The sequence below is a fragment of the Myxococcus sp. CA005 genome, from assembly GCF_006518205.1.
GTDB lineage: Bacteria > Myxococcota > Myxococcia > Myxococcales > Myxococcaceae > Myxococcus > Myxococcus xanthus.
Map to the genome: position 1 here is coordinate 141384 of NZ_SRLV01000011.1, position 9621 is coordinate 151004.

Annotated in this window: 11 protein-coding genes; 9 read left to right on the forward strand and 2 right to left on the reverse strand. The window is 67.0% G+C overall.

From position 1 onward, the window contains the following. Positions 1-80: 80 nt before the first annotated feature. A complete protein-coding gene (locus tag FMQ63_RS07305) occupies positions 81-1112 on the forward strand; it encodes a hypothetical protein (RefSeq protein ID WP_011554392.1) in 1032 nt (343 codons plus the stop codon). 88 nt (positions 1113-1200) lie between these two features. On the opposite strand, the gene FMQ63_RS07310 is transcribed toward FMQ63_RS07305, so the two are convergent. After that, positions 1201-1818 (reverse strand): ankyrin repeat domain-containing protein, encoded by a 618-nt coding sequence (locus FMQ63_RS07310; protein ID WP_011554391.1) that lies wholly within the window; start codon positions 1816-1818, stop codon positions 1201-1203. Between the two features lie 177 nt (positions 1819-1995). Then, a complete protein-coding gene (locus FMQ63_RS07315; RefSeq protein WP_011554390.1) occupies positions 1996-3531 on the reverse strand; it encodes a catalase in 1536 nt (511 codons plus the stop codon). Between the two features lie 261 nt (positions 3532-3792). Here FMQ63_RS07315 and FMQ63_RS07320 point away from each other — a divergent pair, with 261 nt between their 5' ends. From FMQ63_RS07320 to FMQ63_RS07350, 8 genes are all read left to right on the forward strand, one after another. After that, complete coding sequence (locus FMQ63_RS07320) at positions 3793-5343, forward strand: lysine 5,6-aminomutase subunit alpha (protein ID WP_011554389.1); 1551 nt, start codon at positions 3793-3795, stop codon at positions 5341-5343. Further along, positions 5340-5819 (forward strand): hypothetical protein, encoded by a 480-nt coding sequence (locus tag FMQ63_RS07325; RefSeq protein ID WP_011554388.1) that lies wholly within the window; start codon positions 5340-5342, stop codon positions 5817-5819. Before FMQ63_RS07320 ends, FMQ63_RS07325 begins: the two co-directional genes overlap by 4 nt. A gap of 4 nt (positions 5820-5823) precedes the next feature. After that, entirely contained in the window at positions 5824-6609 is a 786-nt protein-coding gene (locus FMQ63_RS07330; protein WP_011554387.1) for an OAM dimerization domain-containing protein, read from the forward strand. After that, positions 6606-7004: a hotdog fold domain-containing protein gene (locus FMQ63_RS07335; RefSeq protein ID WP_011554386.1), complete on the forward strand. Its 399-nt coding sequence runs from the start codon at positions 6606-6608 to the stop codon at positions 7002-7004. The genes FMQ63_RS07330 and FMQ63_RS07335 overlap by 4 nt, the downstream gene beginning before the upstream one ends. Continuing rightward, a complete protein-coding gene (locus tag FMQ63_RS07340) occupies positions 7001-7828 on the forward strand; it encodes a 3-keto-5-aminohexanoate cleavage protein (protein WP_011554385.1) in 828 nt (275 codons plus the stop codon). Before FMQ63_RS07335 ends, FMQ63_RS07340 begins: the two co-directional genes overlap by 4 nt. Positions 7829-7941: 113 nt before the next feature. Further along, positions 7942-8361, forward strand: a complete 420-nt coding sequence (locus FMQ63_RS37790) for a hypothetical protein (protein WP_020478364.1) — start codon at positions 7942-7944, stop codon at positions 8359-8361. 9 nt (positions 8362-8370) lie between these two features. Continuing rightward, complete coding sequence (locus tag FMQ63_RS07345; RefSeq protein WP_020478365.1) at positions 8371-8748, forward strand: DUSAM domain-containing protein; 378 nt, start codon at positions 8371-8373, stop codon at positions 8746-8748. A gap of 125 nt (positions 8749-8873) precedes the next feature. Continuing rightward, positions 8874-9434, forward strand: a complete 561-nt coding sequence (locus tag FMQ63_RS07350) for a hypothetical protein (protein WP_020478366.1) — start codon at positions 8874-8876, stop codon at positions 9432-9434. Positions 9435-9621: the final 187 nt, after the last annotated feature.

The following is a 9621-nucleotide window of genomic DNA, read 5'->3' on the forward strand; positions in this document are numbered from 1 at the left end:
CCCGAGCGGGTAGACGCCTCCCTGGGTGCGCCCCGCCGTGGCGGGGCCGGGCGCCCGACAACCTTCAGGGAGACGGGAACATGAGCATCGACCTCTACGGGCTGTCTCGCGTCGTTGGCGAGAAGGGCGTGCTGCCCCAGCGCGCGAAGCAGTTGGATCCTTCGCTGCCGTGCCGCGAGTCCGAGCTGCTCATCGACGTGGAGAGCCTCAACATCGACGCCGCGTCCTTCAAGCAGATCAAGGGCGAGGTGGGCGGCGACGCGAAGCGCATTGGCGAGCGCATCCAGGAAATCGTCCGTGAGCGGGGGAAGATGCAGAACCCCGTGACGGGCTCGGGCGGCATGTTGATTGGCCGCGTGAAGGAGCTGGGCGCCAGGCACCCCGCGCGCGAGCTGCTCAAGGTGGGCGACCGCATCGCCACGCTGGTGAGCCTGACGCTGACGCCGCTGGTCATCGAAGAGGTGAAGGCGGTGCACGCGGACATCGACCGCGTGGACATCCGCGGACACGCGATCCTGTTCGCCAGCGGCATCTACGCGAAGCTGCCCACGGACATGCCGGACACGTTGGCGCTCGCGGCGCTGGACGTGTGTGGCGCGCCCGCGCTGGTGGCCCGGCACGTGCGGCCGGGCATGACGGTGGCGGTGCTGGGCGCGGGCAAGAGCGGGGCGCTGTGTCTGGCGCAGGCGCGGCGCAAACTGGAGAGTCGGGGCAAGCTGCTGGCGCTCGATGTGTCGCAGGGCGCGCTGGACCTGCTGTCCGGCATTGGCCTGTGTGACGTGGCCCTGAAGGTGGACGCGACTCAGGGCGTGGACGTCATGGAAGCGGTGAGCCAGGCGACGGACGGTCAGCTCTGCGACCTGGTGGTCAACTGCGCCAGCGTGGGCAACACGGAGATGGCCACCATCCTGTCGGTGAAGGACGGCGGCACGGCCATCTTCTTCTCCATGGCCACCAGCTTCACCGCGGCGGCCCTGGGCGCCGAGGGCGTGGGCAAGGATGTCACCATGGTGGTGGGCAACGGGTACGTGCCCGGCCACGCCGCGCTGACGCTGGACTTGCTGCGCACCGAGCCGCAGTTGCTCCAGCTCTTCGGCACGCGATACGTCTAGCCGTCGAGCCGTCTGGCCCGATGCCCAGCGGCGTCTTCACCGGGATGGGGCCTCCTTGCCTCATCCTGGGCGGAGCAGCACCTTCGTGTCATCGCGCCGAGGCGGACGTCTCCGGCGCGGTGGGCGCCTGGGGCACGGGCGCGTTCGGCTCCTGCGTGCGTGCCCAGTCCTGGGCGCTGCGGCCGCTGCCATCGCGCACGTCAGGGGAGGCCCCCTGCTGCCGGAGTTGCTCCACCACCTCCTTGCGGCCGAACAGGGACGCGAACATCAGCGCTGTCTGGCCGAAGCGGTTGCTCTGGTCCACCGCGCAGGGTTGCTGATTGATCAGTCCGACGATGTCCGCATAGCCCTTGAAGGCCGCGCCCATGAGCGCGGTGTTGCCGTTGTTGTCGCCCGCGCACGCATCCGCGCCGGCGGAGAGCAGGGCGCGCACCGTGTCCGCGTGCCCGTGGTACGCGGCGAGGATGAGCGGCGAGAAGCCGCGAGCATCCCGCGCCTCCACCGGCGTACCCGCCTGGACGAGCCCGGCGACGATGTCCGTCTCTCCGGCACGGGCGGCGGCCAGCAGGTAGCGCTCCGCCTCGCTCGTGGCCAGCAGACGCCCTTGCGGCGCGGGCGTGGCGCGCAGGGACATCCACGCGGCCGTCAACACGCTGGCACCCAGCATCAACAGGCCCAGCGTTCCCAAGAGCAGCTTGCGAATCATGGCGGACTCCAGAAGAGAGAGGGGGCCTGCCCCCGCTGAGGGAAGACCGGGATGCGACGGGCGGCGAGAGGGGGGAGTCGCTGGGCGCCGCCACATCCCGGCCTTCTCCCAGGGGGAGTGGCGGGAAGCGCCGGGCCCTGGCGGAGACAGCCATGCCAGGGCCCGGAGAAGAACGAATCAGCGGGCGGCGAGCGTGGCCACGGCGGCCTTGGCGTCGTCCAGCTTCACGTTGACCGCCTTGGCAAGGCGGGTGCCGTAGTCAGGGTTGGCCATGAAGAAGTGACCCACCATGCGGGCCTTCACCTTGGCATCACGCACCTGATTCAGGTCCGCGGCCAGGTTCTTGATGAGGCGGTCCTTCCCGCCCGCGTCGAGCGCCAGATAGAAGGCGCCGGCCTGCGCGAAGTTGTCCGTCTTCTCGATGCCGCCCTGCTGCGTGGTGCCCCTGAGCGGCGCGTTGGAGAAGAGGTACTGCGGCGCGTCCTGCGTCTCACGGCTGACGCTGGGCTCGTAGTTCACGTCCGACTTCGTGTTGGCGAAGTTCATGCTGCCCGCCTGGTTGTTGTTGCTCACCGTCGCGCGGGACCGGTTGATGGGCAGCGACTGATAGTTGGCGCCAATGCGGTAGCGCTGGGTGTCGGCGTAGGAGAACAGGCGGCCCTGCAGGAGGCGGTCCTCGGAGGGCTCGATGCCCGGCGGCTGCACGCCAGGGGAGAAGGCCGCCTGCTCGGTCTCCTCGAAGAAGTTGTCCGGCATCTTGTTGAGCGTGAACTTGCCCAGCTTGATGGACGGCACCTGCGCCTCGGGCCAGATCTTCGTCGCGTCGAGCGGGTCGAAGCTGAACTTGTCCAGCTCCTTGGGGTCCAGCACCTGCACGCTCAGCTCCCACGAGGGGAACTTGCCCGCGCCAATGGTGGCGTAGAGGTCCGTGGTGGCGTGCTGGTGGTCCTCGGAGATGACGCGGGCGGCGTCCTCGGCGGTGAGGCTCTTCACGCCCTGCTGCGAGCTCCAGTTGAACTTCACGTACTTGTATTCGCCCTTCGCGTTGACGAACTTGAAGGAGTGCACGCCGTGCCCGTTCATCTGGCGGTAGTTCGCCGGGATGCCGATGTCCGAGTACACCTGCGTGAGCATGTGCGTCGACTCGGGCAGGTGCGAGAAGAAGTCGAAGGAGCGGTTCGGGTCCTGCTTGTTCGTGATGGGCGACGGCTTCAGCGAGTGCACCATGTCCGGGAATTTGATGGCGTCGCGGATGAAGAAGATGGGCAGGTTGTTGCCCACCAGGTCCCAGTTGCCCTCGTCCGTGTAGAACTTGAGCGCGAAGCCGCGAGGATCGCGCAGCGTCTCCGGCGAGCCCGTCGGATGGATGACCGTGGAGAAGCGCACGAACATCGGCGTCTTCTTGCCCTTGGCGGAGAAGAGGGATGCGCGCGTCAGCTTGGAGAAGTCGCCGTAGCTCTCGAAGGTGCCGTAGGCGCCGGTGCCGCGGGCGTGGACCACGCGCTCGGGGATTCGCTCACGGTCAAAGCGCGCCAGCTTTTCGATGAGGTGGAAGTCCTCCAGGAGGACGCCGCCACGCGGGCCGGCCGTCTTGGAGTTCTGGTTGGTCCCCACGGGGGATCCGGTGTCCGTCGTCAGGGGAGGGGGCGTCGCGGCGACGGCGGCCGAACCGCCAAAGAGAATGGCGGTTAGAAGCAGGGAGCGGGTTTGCAAGGGACTCTCCTTGTCTCAGGGGGTAAGGCAATCCCGTCCTGAGCAGGGGACATGCCACCGCTCGACTCTGAATGATTCCAGTGGGTTATCTGTTGAGTCCATGAGTGGCCACCGAAAAGCCGGTGGCGTCACCGTCCTGTCGGTGGGGACGGTCACCGGCCCTTCGGTGCTTTGAACCCGGAACCGATAATGCGGTGCGGCAACGTTGTACAGGTGCGCATCGGCGCTACCCGCTGTCGTTCGGGCGGGTAAGGTGCGTCCATGCCAGGCCCGTTCATTGAAGACGCGCGGATTGAACATGCGCGCAAGCTGGCGGACGAAATCGTCAACCCGATCTTCGACCTCATCCGCCGTAACACCACTGTTTCAACCGAGCGCACTGTGTTGCGCTTCTTCGGCCTCTCCGGAGCTGGCGCGCGGGGCGTGCCGCTCGCCAACCTGATGGTGGACAAGCTGAAGGCCGCCGGGGTGCTCAACAAGGGCGCCGCCTACTGGTACGGCCGCGCGCTGCAGTTGGGTGCGAAGAGTCCGCTGGAGGCCGTGGAGCGGCTGACGGCGCTCCCCACGGAGAAGCTGGCCCCCTTGTCGCCCGAGCAGGAGCACAACCTCCGTGAGGAGGTGCGCGCGGAAGCCCGCGCCGCGCTCGATGACCTGAAGGCCCGCATCGCCCAGCGCGAAGAGCTCCGCAAGCAGTTCCCCATGCCCCCGGCGCCGCACAAGTACGTCATCGTGGCCACGGGCAACATCTATGACGACGTGGACCAGGCGCGCGCGGCGGCCCAGGCGGGCGCGGACGTCATCGCCGTCATCCGGTCCACGGCGCAGTCGCTGCTGGACTACGTGCCCCACGGCGCGACGACGGAGGGCTACGGCGGCACCTACGCCACCCAGGAGAACTTCCGCATCATGCGCGAGGCCCTGGACGACGAGAGCCGCAAGCTCAAGCGCTACATCCAGTTGACCAACTACTCGTCCGGCCTCTGCATGTCGGAGATCGCCTTCTGCGCGGCCTACGAGAAGCTGGACATGCTGCTCAACGACGCGATGTACGGAATCCTCTTCCGTGACATCAACATGCGGCGCACGTTCATCGACCAGTACTTCAGCCGCCGCATCTGCGCCCTGGCCGGCATCATCATCAACACCGGCGAGGACAACTACATCACCACCGCGGACGCGTACGACGCGGCCCACACCGTCATCGCCAGCCAGTTCATCAACGAGTGCTTCGCCAAGCGCGCGGGCCTCAAGGACTGGCAGCTGGGCATCGGCCACGCGTACGAAATCGATCCGTACCGCGAGGACACGCTGCTGCTCGAGCTGTCCCAGGCCATGCTGGTGCGCCGCTGCTTCCCGGACGCGCCGTTGAAGTACATGCCGCCCACCAAGCACAAGGAGACGGACATCTTCTTCAGCCACACGTACGACGTGATGGCGAACCTGGTGGCCATGTGGACACGGCAGGGCATCCAGCTGCTGGGCATGATGACGGAGGCCATGCACACGCCGCTCCTGGCGGACCGCTACGTGGCGCTCAAGTCCGCGGCCTACATCCACCGCGCGGCGCGAGGCATCGACGAGGAGTTCACCGTCCGCGAGGACGGCAAGATCGCCAACCGCGCGCGCGAGGTGTTCGGCCGGGCGGAGCAGTTGCTCCAGGAGTGCCGCGACGAGGGCATGGTGACCGCCATCGGCCGGGGCCACTTCGGTGACGTGAAGCGCGAGGAGACCGGCGGCAAGGGCCTCGACGGCGTGCTGGAGAAGGCGCCGGACTATTTCAACCCGTTCCTGGAACTCCTGGAGGCGCAGTGATGCTCGGTTCAATCCTTGCCATGGTCCTCTCCGCGGGCGGCTCCGCGGATGCGCTGGCGCAGGTCCAGGTGAAGAACGTGTCCATCCAGGTTCCCGCCTCATGGAACCGCACCGAGGAGGGTGGGACCAACAAGTTCCAGGCGCCCAGTGGGGACGCCTACTTCCTGGTGGACGTGGGCGCCGTGCAGACGGCGGGCATGAAGGCCCAGACGTGCGTGGACAAGATTGTCGCGTCCATTGGCGGCAAGGGCTGGGAGCGTCTGAAGGTGGGCGCCCAGCCAGCGGCGAAGCGTCAGGAGACGGACGTGGCGCCGGATGGCAGTGGCGCGGTGGATTCCGTGACGTATGTGGGCTGCGACGGAAAGACGACGTGGTCGGTCGTCTTCTACCTGGAGCAGACGAAGAAGGAGCGGTTCGCTCCGCTGGCCCAGAAGGTGGGCTCCAGCGTCAAGATTCAGCGGGCCGGAGGGAAGTGAGCCGATGGTGAAGCCGAGCAAGCAGATCATCCGTCCCTACGGCGACCGGCGGGACGACGGCGTGGTGCAGCTGTCGTTCACCCTGCCGGTGCCGTTGTCCGAGAAGGCCAAGGAGGCCGCCGCCGTCTTCACGAAGAAGATGGGCTTCACTGACGTGAAGGTGGCCGCCGCCGAGCGCGCCGCGGACACCTACACCTTCTTCATCGTCTACGCCCGGTCGTCCGTCGCGCTGGACTACGCCGAAATCGACGTGCCCGAAGTCGTCGTGAAGAAGATGTCCTTCGACGACCTCAACGCCTTCATCAAGGAGAAGGTGAAGCGGCGCATCGTGGTGTTCGGCGCCTGCACGGGCACGGACACGCACACGGTGGGCATCGACGCCATCCTCAACATGAAGGGCTACGCGGGCGACTACGGCCTGGAGCGCTACGCCTGGTTCGAGGCCTTCAACCTGGGCAGCCAGGTGCCGAACGAGGACCTCATCAAGAAGGCCATGGCGCGCAACGCGGACGCCATCCTGGTCAGCCAGGTCGTCACCCAGCGCGATGTGCACAAGGACAACTCGCGGCACTTCATCGAAGCGGCGAAGGCAGCTGGCATCCACGGCAAGGTCCAACTGCTACTGGGCGGGCCCCGCGTGGACCACAAGCTGGCGCTGGAGCTGGGCTTCGACGCCGGCTTCGGGCCCGGCACCAAGCCGTCCGACGTGGCCAACTACATCGTCCACGCGCTCCTCAAGAAGGAAGGCAAGGAGCCGAAGGACGCGCACTATCAGGGGGAGCCCCAGTGAGCACGGGAACGAAGGCGATCATCCGGCTGCGCATGAGCAGCCACGACGCACATTACGGCGGCAACCTGGTCGACGGCGCGCGGATGCTGGGCCTCTTTGGCGACGTGGCCACGGAGCTGTGCATCCGCAGCGACGGGGACGAGGGCCTGTTCCGCGCCTATGACTCGGTGGAGTTCCTGGCCCCGGTGTACGCGGGCGACTTCATCGAGGCGGAGGGCGAAATCATCAGCGCGGGCAACACGTCTCGGAAGATGCGCTTCGAGGCGCGCAAGGTCATCAAGCCGCGGCCGGACGTGAATGACTCGGCGGCGGACGTCCTGGCGGAGCCGGTGGTGGTGTGCCGGGCCACGGGGACGTGTGTGGTGCCCAAGGACAAGCAGCGGGGGCAGACATGAGCACGCCCATGGTCATCACCGCGGCCATGGTGGGCGCGGAGACGACGCGCGAGCAGACGCCGCACCTGCCCATCACCGCGGAGGAGATCGCCGAGGACGCCGCGCGTTGCCGCGAGGCCGGCGCGGCGATGGTGCACCTGCACGTGCGCACGCCGGACGGCAAGCCGTCGCAGGACGCGGAGTTGTTCCGCGCGGCCATCCGCGCCATCCGCAAGCGCACGGACGTGCTCATCCAGACGTCCACGGGCGGCGCGGTGGGCATGACGGTGGACCAGCGCTGCGGGCCGCTGACGCTCACCGGCGAGGACCGGCCGGACATGGCCACCTTGACGACGGGCACGGTGAACTTCGGCGAGGAGGTCTTCTGGAATCCCCGGCCGCTCGTGCGTGACATCGCCCGGCGCATCCGGGCGATTGGCCTGCGGCCGGAGCTGGAGTGCTTCGACGTGGGCATGATTGACGAGGCCCGCTACCTGGCGAAGGAAGGGCTGGTGGACCTGCCAGCGCACTTCGACTTCGTGCTCGGCGTGCCGGGCACGTTGCAGCCGCGTCCGGAGGTGCTGGACTTCATGATTGCCTCGCTGCCGGAGGGCTCCACCTGGACGGTGGCCGGCGTGGGGCGTCACCAGCTGGCCTACGTGGACGAGGCGGCGAAGCGGGGCGGCAACGCGCGCGTGGGCCTGGAGGACAACATCTACGTGTCCAAGGGCGTGCTCGCGAAGGGCAACTGGGAGCTCGTCGCAGAGGCGGCGAAGCGCGCGCGTGCCCATGGCCGCGAGCCCGCCACGCCGGAGCAGGCGCGCAAGTTGTTGCGGTTGTCGTAAGCACCGCCAGATGCATCGCGACGGCCGCCGCCCGAGTCCTGTCGGGCGGCGCCCGTCTCTGGGGTGTGAGGGCTGGTTCTTGTTGCCATGCGCCCGGGTAAAGTCGGCGCTCCGTGAAAGCGCTGAGGACTGGACCTGGCCTGTTGTGCCTCTTGGCCGTTGCGTCGTTGGGCTGCGCCAGCAGTGCCACCGGTGCGGCCAACCGCCGCGATGCCTATGCCCTGGCGTCCTGTACCGACACGGTGTCGTGCTGCATTCAGCGTAACCCCGGTGTGCCCGAGGCGTGCGGCCTCACAGCGGGCGAGGCGGCCGCACACCTTGCGACCATGGATGCCGCGGTCAGGTTCACGAACGAGAAGGTGAAGGAGGGAGACGAGGCTGGCGCCGATGACGGGTGGCGAGCGCACTGCACTGACCAGTATGTCCGGTGTCGAGACCAGAAGAAGCCCCGATGGCTTGGGGACTGCTATGCCTGCTTTCGCTATTGCGAGGGGCAACGAGAGTGGCCCTTCCGAGACTGTCACCCTCGCTAGGAGAACCACATGCCCACCCAGCGGGATTGGGACGCGGTCAAAGACCTGAGCCGCCGTATCACGGACCCGGTTCAGCCCTTCCTCACCACCGAAACGCGCGCCCTTGTCCAGGCCACGGCGCACGACGTGGGGATTTCGCCTAGCGAAACAGCGCGTGCGCTCCAGGACGACGAAAGCGCCGCAGTTCTTGTGAGGGAGATTGCATCCCGCATCTCCACCGGGTCGAGGCGCCTGTCTCGCACCTTGGTTGAAGTCGATAGACGCCGGGATGCTGGGGACTTGGAGGGGGCTCGCCAGCTGCTCCAGGACGTCTTGGCCGTGGAGGTCGTGCCTCATTACGTGGACATCCTGAACACGTACCTTCAGGCAGTGGACGACGCGCCGTAGAACGGCCGAGGGGCGCGACTGACGGAGCGTTCCCCGTCCTGAAGTCCGTTGACGGATTGTCCAGGCTGCAAGGGCTCGGCTAGTTTTCAGCGGCAATGGAGACATTGCCTACGCCGCTCGCGCGGATGTCCGTGATCAAGAAGAACATCATCGGCTTTTCCGTTGTGACGGTGGGCATCGCGCTCACCGGGGTGGTGACGATGGGCATCCAGCCCATGGGCTGGATGCGGACCACGAACGTGGGGCGCCTTCCGGAGCTTGCCGCCGTCCAGGCGCAGTTGCTGCCCCTGGATGCATGCGAGGTCGAGTACGGGAGTCGAAGAGGATCGGGCGGGAGACGTTGGATTGGCTCCCAGGAATATGCCTACGTCACGCCCTGCGGGACTCCGTCCTCCTATCGTATCTCCGTCCGTGTGCCATCGGAGCGACAGGTGCGCGACGTCGCCTTCGACATGAGGCGAAGCTCCGTCTCCGCGCCCTGGAAGATCCTGGTCGACAAGGATCAGACCGCGTTCCCCGCGCTCAAGCAGTCGCTCGAACAACTCGCCCCCTTCTTGCTCACGCAGTACCCCATCGAGCGCCAGAAAGACGCCGACTTGAAGGTGCGACTGGCACGCGAGAGACAGGAGCGGAAGGACGCTGAGCGCGCTCTCAAAGAAGAAGCGAAGAATTCTTATCCGGAGTGAATGTCTCGCCTTTTTGGCGTGCCGCCTGTTGACGGATTTTCGGTGTGCGCTCGCTCCACTTAGGCTCGTGCCTCAATGAATCCATCGTCTACGCAGTCGGCGCGGAAGCCCGGCAACTCCGCCGTCATCATCATCGTCGCGGTGGTGGTGATGGTTGGCCTCATGGGCGGGGGGGCCATGCTGGCCG